This window comes from Mycobacterium sp. NBC_00419 (assembly GCF_036023875.1).
Taxonomy (GTDB): domain Bacteria; phylum Actinomycetota; class Actinomycetes; order Mycobacteriales; family Mycobacteriaceae; genus Mycobacterium.
Genome location: NZ_CP107931.1, coordinates 186,951 through 209,467, shown reverse-complemented (window position 1 = coordinate 209,467; position 22,517 = coordinate 186,951). Strand labels below are relative to the sequence as shown.

Here is a 22,517-nt window from a genome sequence, read left to right as displayed (position 1 = left end):
GGCTTTCGCCCGTTTAGGTCGAGAACAATCGGTGCAGCTCGGTCAGCCAGGGCACGGCGACCGCGACGGTGGGAACCACGAGCACTGCCGCGGCGGCGACGTAGGCGCCCAGCGAGAGCCACACGCTGTTGGGCCGGCCGCACAGCCGCCGCACCCGGATCACGGTGGTGGGACCACCGGCAGCCAGTGCGCCGGACGGGGTGCGGCCCGAGGCGCAGGCGACCAGGGCACGGGCCAGGGGAGCGGGCCCGGCGCTGCGCACCGCGGCATCGTCGGCGAGCAGTTCGACCAGCAGTTGGACGGCACTGAGCGCGCTGCCGCTCCGCACGAAGCGCGGGAAGGCGGTGTGGACCGCGACGAAGGCTTCCAGCACCAGGTCATGACGTGCCCGAAGGTGTGCCCGTTCGTGGCTCAGGATGGCGACCAGTTCCTGGTCGGACAGTGCCGACAGGGTGCCCTCGCTGAGCACCACGCGGCTGCGCACACCGGGAAGGCAGTACGCCAGCGGCTCGGCGACGTGCAGGACCCGCAGCCCGCTGGCGCGCTCGGGACAGTCACCGAGCAGGTCGACGACGTTGCGGTGGTGGGCCCGCCGCTGCCGGGTGGCGATGGCGACCTGCACCACCGCGAGCACCAGACGCGCGCCGATCGTCAGGGTTACCGCGAACACCGACACATAGATCAGCCACAGCGGCCAGCCCAGGACGGCGATCTCACTGGTGATGGTGGCCGTCGGGCGACCGTCGGGGCCGGGGACGAACAACCGGCTGGCGATGGCCAGTCCGGCACTGAACGCGGAGAGGACGGCGGCCACGGCGATCGACTGCCACAGCACGATTGCGGCCCGCGGGGCGCGCATCGGCCAGGCCGCGCGTGCCAGTACCGCCGGCACGGGGCCGACGAGAAGTAGCGCGACGAGAGTGAAGGCCAGCGCGGACACGCTGACAGTGTCCCTCAGCCGACGGGGCTACCGCCAGCGGGCTCCGATGATCGGTGTTTGGCCTCGAGTTCGGCCAGCGCGCGGCGCAGGGCGTCGGCCTCGTCCGCACCTACCCGCTCGACGAAGTGCACCAGCGCGGCGCGCCGGTCACCGGAGTCGGCGGCCTGGTCGAGTGCGTCGACCATCAGGCCCGCGACGAGCTCGTCACGCCCGTGCACCGGGGCGTACTGATGCGCCCGGTCGTCGCGGATCTGCGACACCAGATTCTTGCGGGCCAGCCGCTGCAGGACGGTCATCACGGTGGTGTAGGCAAGGTCGCGTTCCGAAGCGAGGGCCTCATGCACCTGACGGACGGTCAACGGCTCGCCGGCGGCCCACAAGTGGTCCATCACTGCGCGTTCGAGTTCGCCGAGACGATTCACCTTGGGCATATTCCGTTCATCTCCGTAGCAATCAGGTAAGGGTACTCCCGGTTACTACCGGGCGTCGTATCCAACGTGCTTCGCTCAACTCGCACGACCCCGGTCGGTGTTCCCGGCCGGCGCGCACGCCACACCTGAAACCGCAGGCCGTCGTCGCGGCGGCTGCCGGTCATGTGACAGGCCTCACATAAGCCAAGGCTGTACTCTCCATCATTCTTTGTGGTTAGGCTTACCTAACTTACACCAGGAGGTGCTGTGACCGCAGCTGTGGCCGACCCACTGATCAGCGCGATGACGATTCGCCGTGTTCTGCCCGTCCACGAGTCCAGCCGGCGGTTGCGGCGGCTCACCCCGGACGCGCCGCGGGTGCACGGTGTGGCCCTGATGGCCGACGTCTCCCGCAGGCGATGGTGGCCGCTGGCCTCGGTGGTCTCCAGCGGCCGATTGGGTGGGATGTACGAGGCTGCGACCGCCGAGTTGGACAACCGGCGCACCGCGGCCGCGCAGGTGGCGGCCGCCTTCACCCATTCGGTCCTCGGCCGGGTGCTCACCTTGCTGGTACTGGAGGGACGAGCCTGGGACGCCGGGCCGGAGAACCTGTGGATGCACGTCGACTCCGAAGGAGCGATCGACTGGACCGGGGTGGTGAACCCGACGCTGCGGGTGCTGCCCGGCGACCCGGCGAGTACCGGCGTGGTCTACCTGCCCGGCGAGGAGGCACTGGCCACCTGGACGGCACACCGGTGTCATCGATCGCTGGCCCCGCTGTTCGAGGAACTCCAGCACCTCAGTGGCGGTGCGCTCAGCACGACCAGCATGTGGCAGTCGGTGGGCGCCGCGGTGGTGATCACGGCGACCCAGGTCCCACTCATGTCAGGTGCGAGCGAAACCGTGTGCATGCATCGGGCCCAGAGCGTGCTCGACGCGCTCACCGCATTCGGCCTGCCGGTACGCGCCCTGCGCCGGACCGGCTAAGTAGCTCTGGACCGCGCCGGAGTCCTGAGGGCTGCAGTGGCTCCCGGTCCATTCCGAGGACGGACCCCGCGTCATGTACGCGGGGTCCGTCCCTGTAAACAAGGTTCGTGCAACCAGATCAGTCGCTGACCGAGCAGATCGCGTTCGATGCCCCCTTCGACAACCAACTCGGGCTGACGTTCACCGAACTGACCGCCGACGGCGCCAAGGCGCAGCTCGAGGTGGCGCCGAAGCTGCTCCAGCCGATGGGGATCGTCCACGGCGGCGTCTACTGCTCCATCATCGAATCGATGGCCAGCACGTCGGCCTACGTGTGGCTGGCCGCCAACGGCGGCGGCAACGTCGTCGGCGTCAACAACAACACCGACTTCCTGCGGGCCATCGGGTCAGGCACCGTGTACGGCGTCTCTGAGCCGATCCACCGCGGTCGTCGCCAGCAGCTGTGGCTCGTCACGATCCGCGACGGGCAGGACCGGCTGCTGGCCCGCGGACAGGTTCGGCTGCAGAACCTGGAAGCCGATCCGCCCCAGCAATAGGGCAGCGCCGCACTGCTGATCGCGCCGCGCCGTGGCAGGATCGCGCACTATGCGCCTGACACCGCATGAAACCGACCGGCTGCTGATCTCGTATGCAGCCGACCTCGCCCGCCGCCGACAGGCCCGCGGGCTGCGACTCAACCATCCCGAGACGGTCGCCATCATCACCGACCACATCCTCGAGGGCGCCCGCGACGGCCGCACCGTGGCCGAGTTGATGGTCAGCGGACGCGAGGTCCTCACCCGCGCCGAGGTCATGGACGGGGTGCCGGAGATGCTGCACGACGTCCAGGTCGAGGCCACCTTCCCGGACGGCACCAAACTCGTCACCGTCCACCATCCGATCCCGTGACGGAGCGCACTGTGATTCCCGGAGAAGTCCTCCTCGGTGACGGCGACATCGAACTCAACGCCGGTGCGCCGCGACTGGAACTAGAGATCGTCAACACCGGCGACCGCCCGGTCCAGGTCGGCAGCCATGTGCACCTTCCGCAGGCCAATGCGGCGCTGTCATTCGACCGGGCCGCCGCCCACGGGCACCGATTCGACATTCCGGCCGGGACCGCTGTTCGCTTCGAACCCGGTGTTGCACAACGGGTGTGGCTGGTTCCGTTGAGCGGATCACGCGAGGTGCACGGGCTCAGCCTGAACCCGCCGGGAAGGCTGGACTTGCGATGAGCGCTTGCGCGAAGAGAATCGACCGATGAGTTCTCTATCCCGGGCCCGCTACGCCGCGCTGTTCGGGCCGACCACCGGCGACCGGATCCGGCTGGCCGACACCGATCTGCTGGTGGAGATCACCGAAGACCGCAGTGGCGGGCCGGGTCTGGCCGGCGATGAGGCCGTCTTCGGCGGCGGCAAGGTGCTGCGCGAGTCGATGGGACAGGGCCGGGCCACCCGCGCCGACGGTGCCCCCGACACCGTGATCACCGGCGCGGTGATCATCGACTACTGGGGAATCATCAAGGCCGACATCGGCATTCGCGACGGACGCATCGTGGCCATCGGCAAGGCGGGCAATCCCGACATCATGTCCGGCGTGCACCCCGATCTGGTGGTGGGCCCGTCGACGGAGGTCATCGCCGGCAACGGCCGCATCGTCACCGCCGGGGCCATCGACTGCCACGTCCACCTGATCTGCCCGCAGATCATGCCGGAGGCCATCGGCGGCGGCATCACCACGATCATCGCCGGCGGTACCGGACCCGCCGAGGGCAGCAAGGCCACCACCGTCACACCCGGTGCCTGGCATCTGGCCCGCATGCTGGAGTCGCTGGACTCGTGGCCGCTCAACATCGCGCTGCTGGGCAAGGGAAACACCGTGTCCACCGAGGCGATGTGGGAGCAATTGCGCGGTGGGGCAGCCGGTTTCAAGCTGCACGAGGACTGGGGTACCACGCCCGCAGCGATCGACGCCTGCCTGACCGTGGCCGAGGCGGCCGGGGTTCAGGCCAACATCCACACCGACACCCTCAACGAGGCAGGTTTCGTCGAGGACACCCTGGCCGCGATCAAGGGCCGCTCCATCCACGCCTATCACACCGAGGGCGCCGGTGGCGGGCACGCACCCGACATCATCACCGTCGCGGGCGAGTCCTACGTGCTGCCGAGTTCGACGAACCCGACCCGGCCGCACACCGTCAACACCCTCGACGAGCATCTCGACATGTTGATGGTGTGCCATCACCTCAACCCGAGCGTCCCGGAGGATCTCGCGTTCGCCGAGAGCCGCATCCGGCCGTCGACGATCGCCGCCGAGGACCTGCTGCACGATATCGGCGCCATCTCGATGATCGGCAGTGATGCGCAGGCCATGGGACGCATCGGCGAGGTGGTGCTGCGCACCTGGCAGACCGCACATGTGATGAAGAAGCGGCGCGGTGCGCTCGAGGGTGACGGCGCGGCCGACAACAACCGGGTTCGGCGCTACGTCGCGAAGTACACGATCTGTCCTGCCGTCGCACACGGCCTGGATCACGAGATCGGCAGCGTGGAGGTCGGCAAGCTGGCCGACCTGGTGCTGTGGGAGCCGGCGTTCTTCGGGGTGCGCCCGCACGCGGTGGTCAAGGGCGGAATGATCGCTTGGGCCGCAATGGGTGACGCCAACGCCTCGATTCCGACCCCGCAGCCGGTGCTGCCCCGCCCGATGTTCGGCGCCGCCCCGGCGGCCGCAGCCGCGACCTCGGTACATTTCGTCGCCCCGCAGGCCATCGAGGACGGCCTGGCCGACCGGATCGACGTCAAGCGCCGACTCGTTCCGGTGGGCAACGTCCGCGCGATCGGCAAGGCCCAGATGCCGCTGAACGACGCCCAGCCACGCATCGAGGTCGACCCCGACAGCTTCACCGTGCGCATCGACGGGCAGGTGTGGCAGGAACAGCCGGCCACCGAACTGCCGATGGCGCAACGTTATTTCCTGTTCTGATGTCCGCACTGACCACCCTGCTCAACCTCGCCGACTCTCGGTTGCCAACCGGGGGCCACGTACATTCCGGCGGAGTGGAGGAGGCGGTGACCAGCCGCCTGGTGGTCGACCTGACCACCCTCGACGCCTATCTGCGGCGGCGGATCCGGACCAGTGCTCTGGTGAGCGCGTCGATCGCGGCAGCTGTGCACCGCGGGGAGCTCACGGTCACCGTCGCCGACGCCGAAACCGATGCCCGCACACCGGCGCCGGCCACCCGGCTGGCCTCCCGGGCGCAGGGCCGGGGGCTGCTGCGGCTGGCCCGGCGGGTGTGGCCCGCACACGATTGGGACGCCCTGGGGGCCCGGCCGCATCAGGCGGTCGTGGCCGGCCGGGTGGGCCTGGCCAGCGGGCTGGCCCCCGAGCAGACCGCACTGTCGCTTGTGTACACCACGATGACGGGCAGCGCGACGGCCGCCCAGCGCCTGCTGGCGCTGGATCCCGCCGATGTGGCGGTGGTGACGTTCGCCCTGGCGCAGCTGTGCGAGCACGCCGCCCACGAGGCCACCGCGGGCCTCGCCGATCTGTCCGACCCGCTGCTCGACGAACTGGCCCAGCGCCACGGCGAGCGTGACCGTCCGCTGTTCGCCTCCTGAAAGAAGCCTCATGCCACCACATTTCATTGACGGCGACCCGCATTCCCACGCCGATCGCCCCAAACGCACGCGCACGCCCGGTGAGCCGCTGCGGATCGGGGTGGGTGGCCCGGTCGGCTCGGGCAAGACCGCTTTGGTGGCCGCACTGTGCCGGCAACTTCGCGACGAGCTGTCACTGGCCGTGCTGACCAACGACATCTACACCACCGAGGATGCCGACTTCCTGCGCCGCCATGCGGTGCTGCCCGACGACCGGATCGCCGCGGTGCAGACCGGTGGGTGCCCGCACACCGCCATCCGCGACGACATCACCGCCAACCTCGACGCCATCGACGACCTGATCGCCGGGCACGACCACCTCGACCTCATCCTGGTGGAATCCGGTGGGGACAATCTGACCGCGACGTTCTCCTCGGGGCTCATCGACGTCCAGATTTTCGTCGTCGACGTCGCCGGTGGCGACAAGGTGCCCCGCAAGGGCGGGCCCGGGGTGACGTTCTCAGACCTGTTGGTGGTCAACAAGACCGACCTCGCCCCGCTGGTGGGTGCCGATCTCGAGGTGATGCGCCGCGACGCCGCCAAGGTGCGCGACGGCCGTCCGACGGTACTGATCTCGCTGACCGAGGACCCGGCGGCATCACTGGTTCTGGACTGGGTGCGCGAGCAGCTGCGCGTCCACCAGCCGGTCTGAGCCCGCAGCGTGCATTCCGAGGTCGTGGTGGTGGCCGAACCGGGTCGCCTGCCGCGCATCGAGTGTCGCGGGGGAGTTGCCGCGCGCTATACCGAGACCGACACCGTGCACCTGGTGTCGGCGGCGGCCACCCCGCTGGGCGGGGACACGATCGCCATCCGGCTGGTCGTCGAACCCGGTGCGCGGCTTCGGCTCCGCAGTGCGGCGGCCACCGTGGTGTTGCCCGGCGCGGCGACCCGGGAATCGCGGGCCTGCTGGTCCATCGAGGTCGGCGGTGAACTGGATCTCGATCCTGAGCCGACGGTGGTGGCCGCTGACTCCCGGCATCTGACGCACGTCCGGGTGCAGCTGGCCGACACCGCGCGGCTGCGCATCCGGGAGCGGGTGCAGATCGGCAGAACCGGTGAGCGGGAAGGATTCTGGAGCGGCGCGATGTGGGTGGACCGCGCGGGACTGCCGCTGCTGCGCCACCGCGTCGAGCTCGGCACCGGCGCTGTCGCCGACGACGCACTGGGCACGCCGCTGGCCTGCGTGAGCGAACTGCGTTACCCCGAGCCGGCCGACGACGCCGCCGGGACCACCCTCGAACTGGCCGGCGGCGGCAGCCTGTCCACCTGGCAGGGTGATCGTCTCTATTCCTGACGGCCGGACAGGTTCAGCACCAGCCGCGCCCCGCCGAGCGGGCTCTCCTCCAAATGTGCTGTGCCACCGTGCAATTCGGCCTGCTGGGCGACCAGGGCCAATCCGAGCCCCGAGCCCGAGCGCGACGCCGTCGAGCCCCGCGAGAATCGTTCGAACACCGCTGCGCGTTCCGCCTCGGGCACGCCGGTGCCGTTGTCGTCGACGGTGATCTGCACCCCGTCGGCCGAACTCTCCAGTGCCAGGCGCACTTCGGTGGCACCACCGTGCTTGACCGCGTTGGCTATCGCGTTGTCGATGACCAGCCGCAATCCCACCGGCAAGCCGACCATCAGCACCGCCGGCGACGGCACCAGCGACACCCTGAGATCCTGGTAGATCCGCTCGGCGTCGTGCGCCGCGCGGTCCAGCAGGTCGGTGACGTCGAACGGCACGAAATCGTCGGCGGTGGTCAGCTCGCCCTGGGCCAGGCGTTCCAGCGCCGTCAGGGTGGCTTCGATACGGCTCTGGGTGCGGATCACGTCGCCGATGACCTCGCTGCGCTGATCAGGTGCGAGGTCAAGTGTGGAGAGGACTTCGAGGTTGGTGCGCATGGCGGTCAGCGGGGTGCGCAGTTCGTGGGAGGCCACGGCCGCGAAGTCCCGCGCCGACTCCAGGGCGGCCTTGGTGCGGTCCTGCTCGTCGCCGATGCGCGCCAGCATGCCCTCGACGGCTTCGGCGATCTCGACGGCCTCCCGCACGCCCCGCACCTGCACCTCGTCGGGATTGGACTGCGCATTGATGGCGCGGGCCTGCTGAGCCAGCAGCCGGAAGGGATTGATCATGATCAGCGAGATCAGCCAGCCGACGATGATGGTTCCCACGATGACGCCGGCGCAGATCAGCAGCACCCGCAGATGCAGCTCGTCGATCCGGTGCTTGGTTTCGGCCAGCGGCGCGCCCAGCGCGATCGTCGCCCCGGCCACCGAGAAGGTGCGCACCCGGTATTCGACGCCGTCGATGGTGATGTCGGCGTAGCCGTTGGGCAGCTCGGGGAGCTCCACATTGGGTGGGACCGACATCGCCAGCCCACCGACCCGGACCGTACGGACCAGGTTGCCGTCCGGGGTCGGGGCGCCCTCACCGGGGGGCCGGGTGCTCAGCAGCGTGCTGAAGTCACCGAGGCTGCTCACCGAGTCCAGCCGACGGTCGAGCTGGCTGTACTGGTCGTGGTTGACGCCGATCCACACCCAGGTGCCCAGTGTCAGCACCAGGATCACCACCGCAAGGGCGGCCACGATGACGATCGTGCGCAGCGAGAGAACCCGCGTCGGCAGCCGCTGTAAAACCCGGTAGACGAGTTCGTCCGGCTTCATGACCACGCCGACCACCTTAGAGGGCGCCGGGTCGAGCTCTTGTTCAGATCACTCCGGGGGCCAGCGGCCGCTGCCCGATTCCGCAGCGGTTGCGGAAATCAGTCGACGGCTGGCGGATGTTGTCGAGATCGGTGCGGATCTGCGGGTTGGCATCCAGATAGACCTGCGTCTTGGCGCCGATGTCCTTCTTCGACAGGCCCTGCAGGCCGCTGAAGAACGCGTTGACGTCCGGATGCTCGAACAGATACGCCGACATGGCCGCCGACACCCCGGCCATGACCCCGGTGAGGTCGGCGGTGGTGCAGTTGGGCGGGGGCGGGTCGGCTGCGGCGGGTCCCGCCATGCTCAGCAACACCGCACCGGCGCCCAATGCCGCAGCCAGCCCGCGGCGCACGGAACGAGGTGATGACATGAGTCCCCCTTGACGTGGAATTGTCGTGAGGCCCATGTTAGGCCAGCACCGCAGCGGCAACGGCACTTTCACCCGCAGCGGGCAGCGTCAGGACGCCGCCTTCTCGTCCTCGACGGCCGCGGCGATCTCCTCGAGTTGCTCGATCCTGGTTCGCGCGTACGCCTGCTGCTCGGTGATCGTCAGCTGGCTGCGGTGGCTGCCGATGAACGTCCCGATCCACGACAATGCCGTGGTCAGCCGCGCCTTGAACCCCACCATGTAGATCAGGTGCAGGAACAGCCAGGCCAGCCAGGCGATGAAACCGCTGAACTCGAGACGGCCGACCTTGGCGACGGCCGAGTAGCGCGACACCGTTGCCATCGAACCCTTGTCGAAGTACTCGAACGGCTCGCGAGCGGCAGGGTCGGCGCCCTTGAGTTCGGCCTTGACCAGCTTGGCCGCGTAGTAGGCACCCTGGATGGCGCCCTGCGCCATACCCGGAACACCGTCGACGGCGGCCATGTCGCCGATGACGAACACGTTCGGGTGGCCCGGCACGGTCAGGTCGGGAAGCACCTTCACCCGGCCCGCGCGGTCGACCTCGGCGTCGGACTGGTCGGCGATGATCTTGCCCAGCGGGCTGGCCGACACACCGGCCGACCACACCTTGGTCGCGCACTCGATGCGGTCGATGGTGCCGTCGCCCCGCTTGACGGTGATGCCATTGCGGTCGACGTCGGTGACCATCGCTCCGAGCTGGATCTCCACGCCCAGCTTCTCCAGCCGGGCCGCGGCCTTCTGGCCCAGCTTCTCGCCCATCGGCGGCAGCACGGCGGGTGCGGCGTCGAGCAGGATCACCCGGGCCTTGGTGGAGTCGATGTGCCGGAAGGCGCCCTTGAGGGTGTCGTCGGCGAGTTCGGCGATCTGGCCGGCCATCTCCACGCCGGTCGGGCCTGCGCCGACGACGACGAACGTCAGCAGCTTGTCGCGCCGCACCGGGTCGCTGGACCGCTCGGCCTGCTCGAAGGCGCCGAGGATGCGCCCGCGCAACTCCAGGGCGTCGTCGATGCTCTTCATGCCGGGGGCCCACTCGGCGAAGTGGTCGTTGCCGAAGTAGGACTGCCCGGCCCCGGCCGCCACGATCAACGTGTCGTAGGGCGTCCGGTAGGTGTGGCCGAGCAGGACCGAGTCGACGGTCTGGTTATTCAGGTCGATGTGGGTGACCTCGCCGAGCAGAACCTGGCAGTTCTTCTGGTCGCGCAGCACCACCCGGGTCGGCGGGGCGATCTCGCCTTCGGAGATGATGCCGGTCGCCACCTGGTAGAGCAGGGGCTGGAACAGGTGGTGAGTGGTCTTGGCGATCATCTTGATGTCGACGTCGGCACGCTTGAGCTTCTTGGCGGCATTGAGCCCACCGAAGCCCGATCCGATGATGACGACCTTGTGCTTATCCGATGGGGTGGCACCGGGATGGGTCATTACTTGCTCCTCAACGACATGCACAGGACAGCCTCTACGGTAGTCGCCCTGCGCTCAGACTTCGCGCCAGTACTCGATCGGCAATGGTGACATCAGCCACCCGGGTGGGTGGTCAGCCACCCACAACCGGGCGTAGTGCCTCGCCGACCTTGGTGATCGCGCCGGGAACATAGCCGGGCATGTTGATGATGACGCCGTCGATCCCGACATCGATCACGTTGGTCTTGATCTGCTCGGCGACATGCTCCGGGCTGCCCACGACCATCCGGCCCTGCATGCCGGCGGGGATGAGGTCGTCACTGAGATTGTCGCCGGCCACCACGCTGACCAGCACGCTGGTTTCCAGCGTCGCCGGGTCGCGGTCCACCTCTTCACAGCGCTGCGCGAGCACCGAGACTTTGCCGGGCAGTTCGGGGAAGCCCGCGATGATGTTCAGGTGGTCGAAGTGGCGGGCGGCCAGGCTGAACGTCTTCTTCTCGCCGCTGCCACCGATCATCAGCGGAATGTGGTCGCGGAAGCGCGGGTTGGCCAGCGCCTCTTTGGCGCGGTAGTAGGTGCCCTCGACGGTCGGGCGCTGGCCTTCGGTCATCGGCACGATGATGGACAGCGCCTCCTCGAGCTTGTTGAACCGATCGGTGAACGTGCCGAACTCGTAGCCGAGCTGCTCGTGCTCGAGCTCGAACCAGCCGGTGCCGATGCCGAGGATGGCCCGGCCCGCACTGATGACGTCCAGCGTGGTGATCGTCTTGGCCAGCAGTGTCGGGTTGCGGTAAGTGTTGCCGGTGACCAGGGTGCCGAGCTGGACCCGCTCGGTGGCGGTGGCCAGGGCGCCCAACGCCGTGTAGGCCTCCAGCATCGGCTGATCAGGCGACCCGAGCATGGGCAGCTGATAAAAGTGGTCCATCACGAAGACCGAGTCGAAGCCGGCGGCCTCGGCCTCCCGGGCCTGGGCGATCACCGTGGGGAAAAGCTCGGCGACGCCGGTGCCGTACGAGAAGTTCGGGATCTGAAAACCAAGTCGAATCGTCACCCTGCCGACAGTAATCGCCGCCGGCGAACGGCAGGTGAATCAGCCGAAGTTGGCCAGTGCCCCGCGGCCGACATGCAACGTCTGGCCGGTGATGTGCCGGGCGGACGGACTGGTCAAAAACAGTGCGAGCCGGGCGATTTCGGCCGACACCGATGGCGGGGTGGAGCTCAGCCCGTCGTAGGTGGGCTCGGCGCTGCGGCCGGTTGCCACGGTGTTGATGGTGATGCCGCGGGTACCGAAGTAGTCGGCCTGGCCGGCCGTCCAGTTCGACAGCGCGCCTTTGATCGCGGCGTCGGCGCTGCCATCGCGCGGGTTGTCGGGCACGACGGTGACGATGGCGCCGCCCGAGCGCAGGTGGTCGCCGATGTTTTGGACGAGCAGCACCGCGGACAACACGGTGGCGTCCAGGGTCGAGCGCCACGCGTTGGCGGTGTCGACCATCGTGTAGGTGCGGGGGTCGCCGCCCATCCACCGCGGCGCGGGGACGTGCACGATGGTGTCGAGGTGGTGCGGGAACTGCGTGCGGATCTCGGCGAGCGACGACGGGTCCGTCGTGTCGCAGACGATCGCGTCGACATCGAGTTCCTTCGCAGCGACCTCCAGGTCGTCGCGGCGGGCGCCGCTGATGACGACCTTGTGGCCGGCGTCGCGGAAACCTTCCGCCACGATGCGTCCCAGTTCGGTGTCTGCGCCAGTGACCAGCACGTCCATCGCCATTGACCTCCTCGTGCGCAACGCCGGCCCAGCGTGGGGCGGCGTCGGTTCGCTGAAGAATGTTACTGGACAGTAGCTAAAGGTGCTAATACGCCTGCGACACGCCACGGTTGTTCGCCCTAGGGTGTGACGAATGAGGCGGTTCGGGGTGTCGGGCCCGAATACCACGCTGCCGCGCTGGGTCTATGTGCCCGCCGCCCTGGGCGCGGCCTTCGTGGTTCTGCCCTTGGTCGCGATGGCACTGCGCGTCGACTGGTCCCAGTTCTGGACGCTGATCACCAGTACGTCCTCGCGCGAAGCGCTGCTGCTCAGCCTGCGTACGGCGACCGCCAGCACGGTGCTGTGCCTGCTGCTGGGCGTGCCGATGGCGATGGTGCTGGCCCGACGCAGCGGCGGGTTGATCCGTGCGCTGCGCCCGCTGATCCTGCTTCCACTGGTCTTACCGCCGGTCGTCGGCGGCATCGCCCTGCTGTATGCGTTCGGGCGCCTGGGTCTGCTGGGGCACTACCTGGAGGCGGCCGGGATTCGGATTGCGTTCACCACGACGGCGGTGGTGCTGGCGCAGACGTTCGTGTCGCTGCCGTTCCTGGTCATCGCGCTGGAGGGCGCGGCACGCACAGCGGGGCAGGACTACGAGGTGGTGGCCGCGACGCTCGGCGCCCGCCCGGCCACGGTGTGGTGGCGGGTGACCCTGCCACTGCTGGCGCCGGGCCTGGTCTCCGGCGCGGTGCTGGCATTCGCGCGCGCACTGGGGGAGTTCGGCGCCACGCTGACCTTCGCCGGGTCCCGCCAGGGTGTGACCCGCACCCTGCCGCTGGAGATCTACCTGCAGCGGGAAAGCGACCCTGATGCCGCGGTCGCGCTGTCGATCCTTCTGGTCGCCGTGGCCGCCGTCGTGGTGCTGGGTCTGGGGGCGCGGCGGCTGGCCGGCTGGAACGCCCCGGTGAGCGGCTGATGGCGGGGTTGCGGTTCGCGGCCACCGTCGGCGGGCGCGGCGTAGACGCCGAGTTCGAGGTGGCCGCCGGTGAGGTGCTGGCGGTGCTCGGGCCCAACGGCGCGGGTAAGTCCACGGTGCTGCACGTGATCGCCGGCCTGCTGGTGCCCGATACGGGTCTCGTGACGGTCGGCGACCGGGTGCTCACCGATACCGCTGCCGGTGTCCAGGTGCCCACCCACGATCGCCGGGTCGGCCTGTTGCTGCAGGATCCGCTGCTGTTTCCGCACCTGAGCGTGCAGGCCAATGTCGAGTTCGCGCCGCGTGGACGCGGCCTGGGCCGAAACCGGGCTCGGGAGAGTGCGCAACGCTGGCTCGCCGAGGTCGGGGTGGCCGACCTGGCCGGGCGTAAACCGTCGCAGCTGTCCGGTGGCCAGGCTCAGCGGGTGGCGATCGCGCGGGCACTGGCCGCCGAACCGGATGTTCTTCTACTCGACGAACCGTTGTCCGGTCTCGACGTCGCGGTGGCCGCGTCGGTGCGGGCCGTCCTGCGCCGGGTGGCCGCGGCCGAGGGACGGGCGACCGTGCTGATCACCCACGACCTGCTCGACGTCCTGACCCTGGCCGACCGGGTGATGGTGATCGAGGAAGGTGGGGTGGCCGAGATCGGCGCGGTGGCCGAATTCCTGGCGGCGCCCCGCAGCCGGTTCGGTGCCCGCATCGCCGGTGTCAACGTGGTTCGCGGCGTGCTGGACGGTCCCGGCCGGATCCGCGGCGCGGACGGCATTGTGTGGCACGGCACGCCTGCCGAAACGCTGGAACCAGGGGAGCCGGTGGTCGCGGTGTTCACCCCGGCCGCCGTGGCGGTGTACCGAGACCCTCCGCACGGCAGTCCGCGCAACTGCGTCGCGGTGACGATCGCGGAGCTGGACACGAACGGGACGACGGTGCGCGTGCGCGGCGCCGCGCAGCGCGACGGCGCACCCGGGCTGGCGGCCGATATCACCGCCGAGGCGGCCGCCGACCTCCGGTTGAGCCCCGGCGACGAGATGTGGTTCACGGTCAAGGCCCAGGAGGTCGCCGTACACGGCGCGGCCCGCCCAGCTGTGCACTGACTGGGAACCCGCCACCGGTTCGCCAGCGGGCCGGACCGCCGGTACCGGCCCCTGACCTGCGATGTCGATCGGATGTGCGGGTGTGCGACGAGGCCGCCACACACCACATCGTGACCAGGCCTTACTTGCGTCACGGCTGTAACACGGTAGGTTCAACGCCATGAGTGAGCCGGACCCGACATCACGACGCACGGGCCTGTGGACGGCACTTGCGGTCACCGCCGTGACCGCGGCCAGTGCGGTCACGATCGCCCTCCCGTCGACCACCGCGACTGCCGATCCCGCGACGCCGACGCCGTCGACGACGGCGGCCCCGCCGGCCGCCCCGCCGGCCAGCCCGGTGCCGCCCCCGCCGGCCGATCCGAACGCCCCGCCCGCCGCGACGGTTGAACCCGCGCCGGCCCCGCTGGACCCGAATGCGCCGCCGCCACCCCCGGCCGATCCCAACGCCCCGCCCGCCGACCCGAGCGCGGCACCCGCGCCGCCGCCGGAGCCGGGCCGGGTCAACAACGCCACCGGCGGCTTCAGCTATCTGCTGCCGGCCGGCTGGGTGGTCTCGGACGCGTCGCGGCTGAACTACGGGCAGGCACTGCTGAGCAAGGAGACCGGGCCGTCGCAGAACGGCCAGCCCGCTCCGACCGCCAACGACACCAGCGTGCTGCTGGGCCGGCTGGACCTGAAGTTGTTCGCCGGCGCCGAGCAGGACAACAGCAAGGCAGCTGTGCGGCTGGCTTCCGACATGGGCGAGTTCTTCATGCCGTTCCCGGGGGTGCGGGTCAATCAGCAGACCGGCGCGCTGCAGGCCGGTGACCTGCCCGGATACTTCTCCTCCTACGAGGTGAAGTTCACCGACACGTCCAAGCCCAACGGCCAGATCTGGGCCGGCGTGGTCGGCAACGCCAACCCGAACGCACCGCGCACCGAACGCAACCAGCGCTGGTTCGTCGTCTGGCTGGGCACCGGGAAGGACCCGATCGACCCGGCAGCAGCCAAGGCGCTCGCCGAGTCCATCAAGCCGTATTCGCCGCCGCCGCCCCCGGCGCCGGACCCGAATGCTCCCGCCCCCGCGGCCCCGGCACCCGGCAACCGCGTCGGTATCCCGATCCCGGTCGAGACCCCGGTCCCCGAGATGATGCCCGCGGGCTGAACCGCCATCGTGGCCGTTTCGACCCGCAAATCGTTACCCGGCAGCGGTATACCAATGGGATAGCGGTGCGGCAGCCACGCCGGCCGCCCACGACAGGGAGACCCTCATGGACATGATGGCGGCCACCGAATTTCTCGCACGCTCATCCACGCTGACCAGTGTCGGCTGGATCGGCTACATCATCATCGGCGCGATCGCCGGCTGGATCGCAGGCAAGCTCGTCAACGGCGGTGGTTCAGGAATCCTGCTGAACATCGTCATCGGCGTGGTCGGCGCCCTCGTTGGCGGCTTCCTGCTGAGCTTCTTCCTGGACACTGCCGCCGGTGGCTGGTGGTTCACGTTGTTCACCGCGGTTCTCGGTTCAGTGATCCTGCTGTGGATCCTGGGCAAGGTCCGCAAGTAACCCGAGCTACGTCACCGTCTGCAGCGGCGAGCCGTCGAGGTTGGCTGCCACGTCGGTGAGCGGGCGCCGCGGCGTGGCCGGCAGCGGGTCGGCGTTGAGTCCCGCCCAGCCGACGCGCAGCAGCATCTGCGGGAACCCGTCGCCGTCGAGTAGCCGGGTCCGCACCTGGTCGCGTGTTTGGTCGATCTCCAGCGGCTCGGTCAGCGGACAGCTGGCCAGGCCCAGTGCGGTCGCGGTGAGCAGGACCGCCCCGGTCGCTTCTCCGGCGTGCAGCAGCGCCACCGCATCGTCGGTGGCGGTCGCCAGGACCAACACCACCCCGGCGTCGTCGCGGGGCTCGACGTCACTGGGTTGCTCGAGGGCCGGATTGGCGAACACCCGCGACGGGAACCGGCCCTGCTTCTCCGGCGATGGCGTGTTGCGCGCCGGCACGCCGGCGACCGTGCCGTGCCTGCCGCTCCACATCGACAGCTCGGCCAGGTATTCGGGGTCGCTGATGTGTTGGCGCACCGCGCATGTCACCAGCTGGGCCAGCTCACCCTCGTCTTCGACCCGGCGCAGCGAGACCCCCGCGCGCGCCGCCCGTGCCGCCATCAGAGCGATGTCACCGCTGGGCACCGGCCACGACGAGAACCACCGCCGGTCAGTGCGGCGGCGCGGTATCGCGGCGGCCAGGGCGATGTCCTGATCGTTGGCGGCCGCGCCGAGGATCGCGATGCTCGCCAGGTGGTCGGGGTCGGCAGGGTTGGGGAAGCGGTGCACCTCGGTGGCCCAGCCCAGTGCGGCCAGCGCAACGGTGAAATGTTGCAGCGCAACGCCACAACTGATCATGAGGTCTCGCCGGGCCGGGTCGATGTGTGGCAGATGCCGCGTCGGGTCGGCGTAGAGGTGCACGCTCTCCTCGGCGATCCGCCACCGCCACGGCTGGGAGTTGTGGACCGAGGGTGCGCGGACCGCCAGGGCCAGCGCGGCCTCGATAGTTGCTTTGTCAGGCAGTTCTTTCGGCATGCTCGCTCCTCGCCGGACAGTCAACTCGTCTCCTCCACCGTCACACCGAAAACCGTGGCGGCACAGTCATCCAAAGGCCCCGATCGGGGGCCATTGGTCCCTTGATCGGATCCCGGCGCTCGCCCGGTGACGCGGCGTTGCACGATGGGGGGATGGCTACCGAACCGACCACCATGCGCGCCTGGCGGGTGCGCCGCCCGGGGCCGATGCGCACCGGGCCACTGGAGTTCGACACCGCGGCGGCCGTCCCCGAGCCGGGCCCGGGCGAACTGCTGGTCGCGGTGCACGCCTGCGGTGTGTGCCGGACCGACCTGCACGTCAGTGAAGGCGATCTGGCCGTCCACCGATCCGGCGTCACCCCCGGCCACGAGGTGGTCGGCGAGGTGGCCGCGACCGGTCCGGACGCCGGTGACGATTTCGCCGTGGGGGACCGGGTCGGCATCGCCTGGCTGCGCCATACCTGTGGGGTGTGTGCGTACTGCCGCCGGGGTGATGAGAATCTGTGCCCGGAGTCCCGCTACACCGGGTGGGATGCCGACGGCGGCTACGCCGAATTTGCCACGGTGCCAGCCGCTTTCGCCCATCACCTGCCGGCCGGCTACACCGACAGCGAGTTGGCGCCGCTGCTGTGTGCGGGGATCATCGGGTACCGCTCGCTGATGCGCGCGCAGCTCCCACCCGGTGGGCGCCTCGGGCTCTACGGGTTCGGCGGCAGCGCCCACATCACCGCACAGGTCGCGCTGGCCCAGGGGGCGGAGGTGCATGTGATGACCCGGGGTGCGCAGGCCCGGCGGTTGGCGCTGGACCTCGGCGCCGCCTCAGCCCAGGAGGCCGCCGATCCGCCGCCGGTGAAGCTGGATGCCGCGATCCTGTTCGCCCCGGTGGGCGATCTGGTGCTACCCGCACTGGAGGCGCTCGACCGGGGTGGCACGCTGGCGATCGCCGGCATTCATCTCAGTGACATCCCGTCGTTGAACTATCAGCGACACCTGTTTCAGGAGCGCCAGGTTCGCTCGGTGACGTCCAACACCCGTCAGGACGCCCACGACTTCCTCGCGTTCGCGCTGCAGCACCGCATCGAGGTGACGAGTCCGGAATACCCACTGGCACAGGCGGATCGCGCGCTGACCGATCTGGTCGAGGGGCGCATTGCCGGGGCAGCGGTGTTGCTGACCTGACTACAGGGCGGCGAGCACCCCGCGCAGTTCGGCGGCGAGGCTGCCGCTGCCGTTGCGATACAGCGGACCCCGGCCGTCCGAGAGCAGCATCCGCAGCCGGGCCATGCCGCGGGCGCGCACCGGCCGGGGGGAGTGCAGCAGCAGGGTGATGTCGTCGATCACCGAGTGGCACGCCGCGACGCGGTCCGGATGCACCGGGATGCGCAACGGGACACCGGGCCGGGCGTGGGCCGGCTCGTTGAGCACGCCGCGCAACGAGCGCGCCAGACATTCGCGCTCTTCGAGTGAGGTCAGCCTGGACATGTGCAGGGCCAGCGCGCTTCCCGGCTCCGCCAGCAGGCCCGCTTCGACGTCGCGATCGAGCCGACCGGTCAGGAAGCGTGCGTAGAGCCTGGACAGCAGGGGCGCACCGCCGGGCCAGGGCGGAACGTCGGGCGTCCCGGATAGTTCGATGTCGGAGTGGAAATTGTTCTGCCCCATGGGCTCTTTCCTTGCTTCGGAACCTCGCCGTCCCGATTCGATTATGACCATTAAAAAAGCTACACCGGTCACGAGTGACCAGTCAAGTTGATTTACCGGTCATGCCTTTCTATGCTGTATCTCATGCCACAGGCTCCCGTCGTGTGGCTCGGCGATGCCGAGGCCAAACCCGCACCCGAACCGCTTACCCGTGTTCAGGCGTTGGTCAACACCGTCGACCTGGAATCGGGTGCGGACCGGTTGGCACTGGCCGCCGATGCCGAGCCGTGGCTGAGGTCGCATGCGTTGTTGGCCGACGGGGCCACTGCCACCTCTGAGCAGCTGCGGAGCATTCGGGAGGTGCGGGAGGCGTTGCGCGCCATGCTCGTGCACAACGCCGGCGGCTCCGCACCCAGCGCCACCCAATTGCTCCCCCTGCGGCACATTGCCGAGTCTGCCACCGCGCGGGTGCAGCTGGACGCGGATGGGGCGGTTCGGCTCGGTGTCGCCGACGAGTCGGTCGACGGGCGGCTGCTGGCGCTGCTGCTGGTCGTCGCCGAGGCGCAGCGGGACGGCACGTGGGTTCATCTGAAGGCCTGCGGTAACGACGAGTGTCGCTGGGCCTTCTATGACCGCTCCCGCAACCACGGTGGTACCTGGTGCGATATGGCGACCTGCGGAAATAAACTCAAGAACCGGGAGTTTCGCGCGCGACGCAGCCGATGTGAGTGAGGACCGGCCTCAGGTGGATAGCTGCCACACCAGGGCAGCGGCCAGAGCGCCGAGGCCGTTGAGGGCCCAGTGCAGTGCGATGGGCGCGATCAGGCTGCCGCTGCGGCGGCGCAGCCAGGTGAAGACGAAACCGGCCGCGCCCGTCGCCAGCACGGCCATCGTGACACCGGCAACCATGCCGAACACGCCGCCGCCGAAGATGCGGGTGAACCCGACATTGCTGCTCGTGAGCCCCAGCGAGGTGGCGATGTGCCACATCCCGAACAACAGCGAGCCGGCCGCGGCCACCCCGCGAAATCCCCACGCCCGGTCCATCGCGCCGTGCAGGACACCGCGGAAGGCGAGCTCCTCGGGGATGACGGTTTGCAGGGGAATGATGATCATCGAGGCGAGCAGGGCACCCGACAGGGTCGCGTAATGGTTGTTGAGGAACATCGGGCGGGTCCACGGCAGCAGTGCGCCCACGGCGATCACCGTGAGGACCAAGAGGACCGCGCCGGCGGCATAGAGTGCGCCGGACTTCCAGTGTTCACGGCCGAGACCCAGCTCGGACCAGCCCAGTCCGCGCGAGCGCACCAGGAAGACCAGCCCGATCGCGGCGGCGGGCACCACCGCGATGTTCGCCCACGGCGTGGTGAAGTGGGCGATCAGATTGGTCAGCGCCAGCACCACCACGACGATCCCGACGTCGACGTAGACGCGGGCATGGTGAAGTGCGGCCAGCTGTAGGACATGCGGGTGGGGCGCGGCCACCGCGCTGGACTCGGACATTTGCTGCTTATTCTACGCGCGCGCAAGAGTGGCCCTGGCCAACCGCACTATTCGTTGTCGCCGCCGGTCGCCGCGGTGGCATCGACGGAGGAGGCGACCCGGGCGTCCCGCGCGTCCGGCCACACCCAGTCGCGCACCTCGGGGAGGTCGTCGCCGTACTCACGGGTGTACTCGCGGGCTTCGAGTCGCTTGTCGACCATCTGCTGGCGAAGGGTGGCGCAGCGGGACTGCAGGAACGGCACCCGGTCGATCACGTCGATGACGAGGTGGTAGCGATCGAGGTCGTTGAGCATCACCATGTCGAACGGGGTGGTGGTGGTGCCCTCTTCCTTGTAACCGCGCACGTGGATGCGGCTGTCGTTGCTGCGCCGGTAGGTCAGCCGGTGGATCAGCCACGGATATCCGTGGTAGGCGAAGATGACCGGTTTGTCGGCGGTGAAGATCATGTCGAATTCGTGGTGGGACAGCCCGTGCGGGTGTTCGGTTTCGTCCTGCAGGCGCATCAAATCCACCACGTTGACGAAGCGCACCTTCAGGTCCGGCAGGTGCCGGCGCAGTAGGTCGACGGCGGCCAGGGCTTCCAGGGTGGGGACGTCACCGGCCGCGGCGATCACCACGTCGGGATCCTCGCCGAGCATCTCGTTTCCGGCCCACTCCCAGATACCCAGGCCCCGGGTGCAGTGGGCGACGGCCTGTTCCATGGTGAGGAAGTTCGGGGAGGGCTGTTTGCCGGCCACGACGACGTTGACGTATTGGCGCGACCGCAGGCAGTGGTCGTAGGTGGACAGCAGCGTGTTGGCATCGGGCGGCAGATAGACCCGGACCACCTTGGCGCTCTTGTTGACGACGTGGTCGATGAATCCGGGGTCCTGATGGCTGAAGCCGTTGTGGTCCTGGCGCCAGACGTGACTGGACAGCAGATAGTTGAGGCTGGCGATCGGGCGCCGCCACGCAATGTGGTCGGTGACCTTGAGCCACTTGGCGTGCTGGTTGAACATCGAGTCGATGATGTGGATGAACGCCTCGTAGCAGTTGAACAGCCCGTGGCGGCCGGTCAGCAGGTAACCCTCGAGCCAGCCCTGGCACTGGTGCTCGGAGAGCATCTCGACCACCCGGCCGGCCCGGGCGAGGTGTTCGTCGACCTCGGGGCCGAAGAACTCGGCGTTCCACTGCTTGTCGGTGACGTCGAAGACGGCCTGCAGCCGGTTGGACGCGGTCTCGTCGGGCCCGAAGATCCTGAAGTTGTCGGGATTGCGCCGGATCACCTCGGTGAGCCACTGCCCGAGCACCCGGGTGGCTTCGGCGATCGTCGCACCCGGCGCGGGCACGTCGACGGCGAAGTCCCGGAAGTTGGGCAGCCGCAGATCCTTGAGCAGCAGCCCGCCGTTGGCGTGCGGGTTGTCACTCATCCGCAGCTGGCCCTGCGGCGCAAGTGCGGTGATGGCGGGGTCGACGCGGCCGTCGGCGTCGAAGAGCTCTTCGGGCCGGTAGGAGGCCAGCCAGTCGGCCAGGACCTGCAGGTGTTCGGGGGTGTCGCGGGCGCTGGCCAGCGGCACCTGATGCGCACGCCACGATCCGGTGGTCTTCTTGCCGTCGATGTAGGCCGGGCCCGTCCAGCCCTTGGGGGTGCGGAAGACGATCATCGGCCAGGCCGGCCGCTGTTCGTCACCGGAGGCCTTGATCGCGGCAATCTCGTCGAGGACCTCGTCGAGGAGTGCCGCGAAGCGACGGTGAGCGCCGGCATGATCGGCGGCGTCGTCGTCGGTGACTTCGAAGAAGTAGGGCTTGTGGCCGTAACCGACCATCAGGCTGCGCAGCTCCTCTTGCGGAATGCGATCCAGCACAGTCGGATTGGCGATCTTGTAGCCATTGAGGTGCAAGACAGGCAGCACCACGCCGTCGGAGACCGGATGGAGGAACTTGTTGGAATGCCAGCTCGTCGCCAACGCGCCGGTCTCGGCTTCGCCGTCGCCGACCACGGCGAACACCAACAGGTCGGGGTTGTCGAAGGCCGCGCCGTAGGCGTGCGACAGCGCATAGCCCAGCTCGCCGCCCTCATGGATGGAGCCCGGAGTTTCCGGGGCGACATGCGACGGGATTCCGCCGGGGAAGGAGAACTGGCGAAACAACCGGCGCAGGCCCTCGGCGTCCCCGGTGATGTCCGGATACGTCTCGGTATACGTGCCGTCCAGGTAGGCGTTGGCCACCAGACCGGGTCCGCCGTGACCGGGTCCGGTGATGTAGATCGTCGACTGCGCCCGCTCGCTGATCGCCCGGTTGAGATGCGCATAGAGGAAGTTCAGCCCCGGTGTGGTGCCCCAATGCCCGAGCAGGCGGGGTTTGACGTCGTCGCGGGACAGGGGTGCGCGCAGCAACGGATTGTTGAGCAGGTAGATCTGGCCCACCGAGAGGTAGTTCGCCGCGCGCCACCACCGATCGATCTGGTCGAGCACGGAATCGGGAGTCGTCGCAGTCATTGGTCCATCCAACTCCTGATCCCCGCTGTGGGCAGGCTCGGGAACGGGTTGTTTACCCAGG

The 22,517-nt window shown here is 69.0% G+C and carries 25 protein-coding genes; 14 read left to right on the top strand and 11 right to left on the bottom strand.

Going from position 1 to position 22,517, the window contains the following annotated elements; all coding sequences use genetic code 11:
- Nucleotides 1–13 precede the first annotated feature (13 nt).
- Nucleotides 14–940, bottom strand: coding sequence for a M56 family metallopeptidase (locus OG976_RS01085; protein WP_328356724.1), 927 nt, complete (start codon nucleotides 938–940; stop codon nucleotides 14–16).
- A gap of 14 nt (nucleotides 941–954) precedes the next feature.
- Nucleotides 955–1,371 carry a BlaI/MecI/CopY family transcriptional regulator gene (locus tag OG976_RS01080; RefSeq protein WP_328356721.1) on the bottom strand — a complete coding sequence of 139 codons (417 nt, stop codon included), beginning with the start codon at nucleotides 1,369–1,371 and terminating at the stop codon, nucleotides 955–957.
- A gap of 246 nt (nucleotides 1,372–1,617) precedes the next feature.
- Here OG976_RS01080 and OG976_RS01075 point away from each other — a divergent pair, with 246 nt between their 5' ends.
- From OG976_RS01075 to OG976_RS01040, 8 genes are all read left to right on the top strand, one after another.
- Nucleotides 1,618–2,337, top strand: coding sequence for an iron reductase (locus OG976_RS01075; RefSeq protein WP_328356718.1), 720 nt, complete (start codon nucleotides 1,618–1,620; stop codon nucleotides 2,335–2,337).
- A gap of 107 nt (nucleotides 2,338–2,444) precedes the next feature.
- Entirely contained in the window at nucleotides 2,445–2,873 is a 429-nt protein-coding gene (locus OG976_RS01070) for a PaaI family thioesterase (RefSeq protein ID WP_328356715.1), read from the top strand.
- Nucleotides 2,874–2,922: 49 nt separating this feature from the next.
- Nucleotides 2,923–3,225 (top strand): urease subunit gamma, encoded by a 303-nt coding sequence (locus tag OG976_RS01065; protein WP_328356712.1) that lies wholly within the window; start codon nucleotides 2,923–2,925, stop codon nucleotides 3,223–3,225.
- A gap of 11 nt (nucleotides 3,226–3,236) precedes the next feature.
- Entirely contained in the window at nucleotides 3,237–3,551 is a 315-nt protein-coding gene (locus OG976_RS01060; protein ID WP_328364072.1) for an urease subunit beta, read from the top strand.
- Nucleotides 3,552–3,576: 25 nt separating this feature from the next.
- Nucleotides 3,577–5,298, top strand: a complete 1,722-nt coding sequence (locus OG976_RS01055) for an urease subunit alpha (RefSeq protein ID WP_328356709.1) — start codon at nucleotides 3,577–3,579, stop codon at nucleotides 5,296–5,298.
- A complete protein-coding gene (locus tag OG976_RS01050) occupies nucleotides 5,298–5,933 on the top strand; it encodes an urease accessory protein UreF (protein WP_328356706.1) in 636 nt (211 codons plus the stop codon). The genes OG976_RS01055 and OG976_RS01050 overlap by 1 nt, the downstream gene beginning before the upstream one ends.
- Before the next feature lie 10 nt (nucleotides 5,934–5,943).
- Nucleotides 5,944–6,624 (top strand): urease accessory protein UreG, encoded by a 681-nt coding sequence (gene ureG / locus OG976_RS01045; protein WP_328356703.1) that lies wholly within the window; start codon nucleotides 5,944–5,946, stop codon nucleotides 6,622–6,624.
- Between the two features lie 9 nt (nucleotides 6,625–6,633).
- The gene (locus OG976_RS01040) at nucleotides 6,634–7,266 is read left to right on the top strand and encodes an urease accessory protein UreD (protein ID WP_328356700.1); all 633 of its coding nucleotides are present in this window, start codon (nucleotides 6,634–6,636) and stop codon (nucleotides 7,264–7,266) included.
- On the opposite strand, the gene OG976_RS01035 is transcribed toward OG976_RS01040, so the two are convergent.
- The 5 genes from OG976_RS01035 to OG976_RS01015 form a co-directional block, all read right to left on the bottom strand.
- Nucleotides 7,257–8,618 carry a sensor histidine kinase gene (locus OG976_RS01035; RefSeq protein ID WP_328364069.1) on the bottom strand — a complete coding sequence of 454 codons (1,362 nt, stop codon included), beginning with the start codon at nucleotides 8,616–8,618 and terminating at the stop codon, nucleotides 7,257–7,259. The genes OG976_RS01040 and OG976_RS01035 overlap by 10 nt on opposite strands.
- Before the next feature lie 43 nt (nucleotides 8,619–8,661).
- A complete protein-coding gene (locus OG976_RS01030; protein WP_328356697.1) occupies nucleotides 8,662–9,030 on the bottom strand; it encodes a heme-binding protein in 369 nt (122 codons plus the stop codon).
- 87 nt (nucleotides 9,031–9,117) lie between these two features.
- On the bottom strand, nucleotides 9,118–10,488 hold the full coding sequence (locus tag OG976_RS01025) for an NAD(P)/FAD-dependent oxidoreductase (protein ID WP_328356694.1): 1,371 nt from the start codon (nucleotides 10,486–10,488) through the stop codon (nucleotides 9,118–9,120).
- 112 nt (nucleotides 10,489–10,600) lie between these two features.
- Complete coding sequence (locus OG976_RS01020) at nucleotides 10,601–11,518, bottom strand: LLM class F420-dependent oxidoreductase (RefSeq protein WP_328356691.1); 918 nt, start codon at nucleotides 11,516–11,518, stop codon at nucleotides 10,601–10,603.
- A gap of 39 nt (nucleotides 11,519–11,557) precedes the next feature.
- Nucleotides 11,558–12,235: an SDR family oxidoreductase gene (locus OG976_RS01015; RefSeq protein WP_328356689.1), complete on the bottom strand. Its 678-nt coding sequence runs from the start codon at nucleotides 12,233–12,235 to the stop codon at nucleotides 11,558–11,560.
- A 130-nt stretch (nucleotides 12,236–12,365) separates the two neighbouring features.
- Between OG976_RS01015 and OG976_RS01010 the strand changes: the two genes are divergently transcribed.
- The 4 genes from OG976_RS01010 (at nucleotide 12,366) to OG976_RS00995 (ending at nucleotide 15,831) form a co-directional block, all read left to right on the top strand.
- Nucleotides 12,366–13,187 carry an ABC transporter permease gene (locus OG976_RS01010; RefSeq protein ID WP_328356686.1) on the top strand — a complete coding sequence of 274 codons (822 nt, stop codon included), beginning with the start codon at nucleotides 12,366–12,368 and terminating at the stop codon, nucleotides 13,185–13,187.
- Complete coding sequence (locus tag OG976_RS01005; protein WP_328356683.1) at nucleotides 13,187–14,281, top strand: sulfate/molybdate ABC transporter ATP-binding protein; 1,095 nt, start codon at nucleotides 13,187–13,189, stop codon at nucleotides 14,279–14,281. The genes OG976_RS01010 and OG976_RS01005 overlap by 1 nt, the downstream gene beginning before the upstream one ends.
- Nucleotides 14,282–14,441: 160 nt before the next feature.
- Nucleotides 14,442–15,428 carry an APA family fibronectin-binding glycoprotein gene (locus OG976_RS01000; protein WP_328356680.1) on the top strand — a complete coding sequence of 329 codons (987 nt, stop codon included), beginning with the start codon at nucleotides 14,442–14,444 and terminating at the stop codon, nucleotides 15,426–15,428.
- A 106-nt stretch (nucleotides 15,429–15,534) separates the two neighbouring features.
- A complete protein-coding gene (locus OG976_RS00995) occupies nucleotides 15,535–15,831 on the top strand; it encodes a GlsB/YeaQ/YmgE family stress response membrane protein (RefSeq protein WP_328356677.1) in 297 nt (98 codons plus the stop codon).
- A 6-nt stretch (nucleotides 15,832–15,837) separates the two neighbouring features.
- Here OG976_RS00995 and OG976_RS00990 read toward each other — a convergent pair whose 3' ends face one another.
- Nucleotides 15,838–16,839: an Acg family FMN-binding oxidoreductase gene (locus tag OG976_RS00990; RefSeq protein WP_328356674.1), complete on the bottom strand. Its 1,002-nt coding sequence runs from the start codon at nucleotides 16,837–16,839 to the stop codon at nucleotides 15,838–15,840.
- Nucleotides 16,840–16,991: 152 nt separating this feature from the next.
- Between OG976_RS00990 and OG976_RS00985 the strand changes: the two genes are divergently transcribed.
- A complete protein-coding gene (locus OG976_RS00985; protein ID WP_328356671.1) occupies nucleotides 16,992–18,017 on the top strand; it encodes a zinc-binding alcohol dehydrogenase family protein in 1,026 nt (341 codons plus the stop codon).
- Here OG976_RS00985 and OG976_RS00980 read toward each other — a convergent pair whose 3' ends face one another.
- Nucleotides 18,018–18,497 carry a hypothetical protein gene (locus OG976_RS00980; protein ID WP_328356668.1) on the bottom strand — a complete coding sequence of 160 codons (480 nt, stop codon included), beginning with the start codon at nucleotides 18,495–18,497 and terminating at the stop codon, nucleotides 18,018–18,020. It lies immediately after the preceding gene.
- 123 nt (nucleotides 18,498–18,620) lie between these two features.
- Here OG976_RS00980 and OG976_RS00975 point away from each other — a divergent pair, with 123 nt between their 5' ends.
- On the top strand, nucleotides 18,621–19,208 hold the full coding sequence (locus OG976_RS00975) for a CGNR zinc finger domain-containing protein (RefSeq protein ID WP_328356665.1): 588 nt from the start codon (nucleotides 18,621–18,623) through the stop codon (nucleotides 19,206–19,208).
- A gap of 9 nt (nucleotides 19,209–19,217) precedes the next feature.
- On the opposite strand, the gene OG976_RS00970 is transcribed toward OG976_RS00975, so the two are convergent.
- Complete coding sequence (locus tag OG976_RS00970; RefSeq protein WP_328356662.1) at nucleotides 19,218–19,979, bottom strand: CPBP family intramembrane glutamic endopeptidase; 762 nt, start codon at nucleotides 19,977–19,979, stop codon at nucleotides 19,218–19,220.
- A 47-nt stretch (nucleotides 19,980–20,026) separates the two neighbouring features.
- Nucleotides 20,027–22,456 carry a phosphoketolase family protein gene (locus tag OG976_RS00965; protein WP_328356660.1) on the bottom strand — a complete coding sequence of 810 codons (2,430 nt, stop codon included), beginning with the start codon at nucleotides 22,454–22,456 and terminating at the stop codon, nucleotides 20,027–20,029.
- Nucleotides 22,457–22,517 lie beyond the last annotated feature (61 nt).

Bases quoted from the DNA above. Each gene is read 5' to 3' on its own strand.
- OG976_RS00980 (WP_328356668.1), bottom strand. From the start codon at position 18,497: ATGGGGCAGAACAATTTCCACTCCGACATCGAACTATCCGGGACGCCC.
- OG976_RS01015 (WP_328356689.1), bottom strand. From the start codon at position 12,235: ATGGCGATGGACGTGCTGGTCACTGGCGCAGACACCGAACTGGGACGC.
- OG976_RS00985 (WP_328356671.1), top strand. From the start codon at position 16,992: ATGGCTACCGAACCGACCACCATGCGCGCCTGGCGGGTGCGCCGCCCG.
- OG976_RS01030 (WP_328356697.1), bottom strand. From the start codon at position 9,030: ATGTCATCACCTCGTTCCGTGCGCCGCGGGCTGGCTGCGGCATTGGGC.
- OG976_RS01000 (WP_328356680.1), top strand. From the start codon at position 14,442: ATGAGTGAGCCGGACCCGACATCACGACGCACGGGCCTGTGGACGGCA.
- OG976_RS01080 (WP_328356721.1), bottom strand. From the start codon at position 1,371: ATGCCCAAGGTGAATCGTCTCGGCGAACTCGAACGCGCAGTGATGGAC.
- OG976_RS00970 (WP_328356662.1), bottom strand. From the start codon at position 19,979: ATGTCCGAGTCCAGCGCGGTGGCCGCGCCCCACCCGCATGTCCTACAG.
- OG976_RS00990 (WP_328356674.1), bottom strand. From the start codon at position 16,839: ATGCCGAAAGAACTGCCTGACAAAGCAACTATCGAGGCCGCGCTGGCC.
- ureG (WP_328356703.1), top strand. From the start codon at position 5,944: ATGCCACCACATTTCATTGACGGCGACCCGCATTCCCACGCCGATCGC.
- OG976_RS00975 (WP_328356665.1), top strand. From the start codon at position 18,621: ATGCCACAGGCTCCCGTCGTGTGGCTCGGCGATGCCGAGGCCAAACCC.
- OG976_RS01005 (WP_328356683.1), top strand. From the start codon at position 13,187: ATGGCGGGGTTGCGGTTCGCGGCCACCGTCGGCGGGCGCGGCGTAGAC.
- OG976_RS01010 (WP_328356686.1), top strand. From the start codon at position 12,366: ATGAGGCGGTTCGGGGTGTCGGGCCCGAATACCACGCTGCCGCGCTGG.
- OG976_RS01025 (WP_328356694.1), bottom strand. From the start codon at position 10,488: ATGACCCATCCCGGTGCCACCCCATCGGATAAGCACAAGGTCGTCATC.
- OG976_RS01065 (WP_328356712.1), top strand. From the start codon at position 2,923: ATGCGCCTGACACCGCATGAAACCGACCGGCTGCTGATCTCGTATGCA.
- OG976_RS00965 (WP_328356660.1), bottom strand. From the start codon at position 22,456: ATGACTGCGACGACTCCCGATTCCGTGCTCGACCAGATCGATCGGTGG.
- OG976_RS01035 (WP_328364069.1), bottom strand. From the start codon at position 8,618: ATGAAGCCGGACGAACTCGTCTACCGGGTTTTACAGCGGCTGCCGACG.
- OG976_RS00995 (WP_328356677.1), top strand. From the start codon at position 15,535: ATGGACATGATGGCGGCCACCGAATTTCTCGCACGCTCATCCACGCTG.
- OG976_RS01050 (WP_328356706.1), top strand. From the start codon at position 5,298: ATGTCCGCACTGACCACCCTGCTCAACCTCGCCGACTCTCGGTTGCCA.
- OG976_RS01055 (WP_328356709.1), top strand. From the start codon at position 3,577: ATGAGTTCTCTATCCCGGGCCCGCTACGCCGCGCTGTTCGGGCCGACC.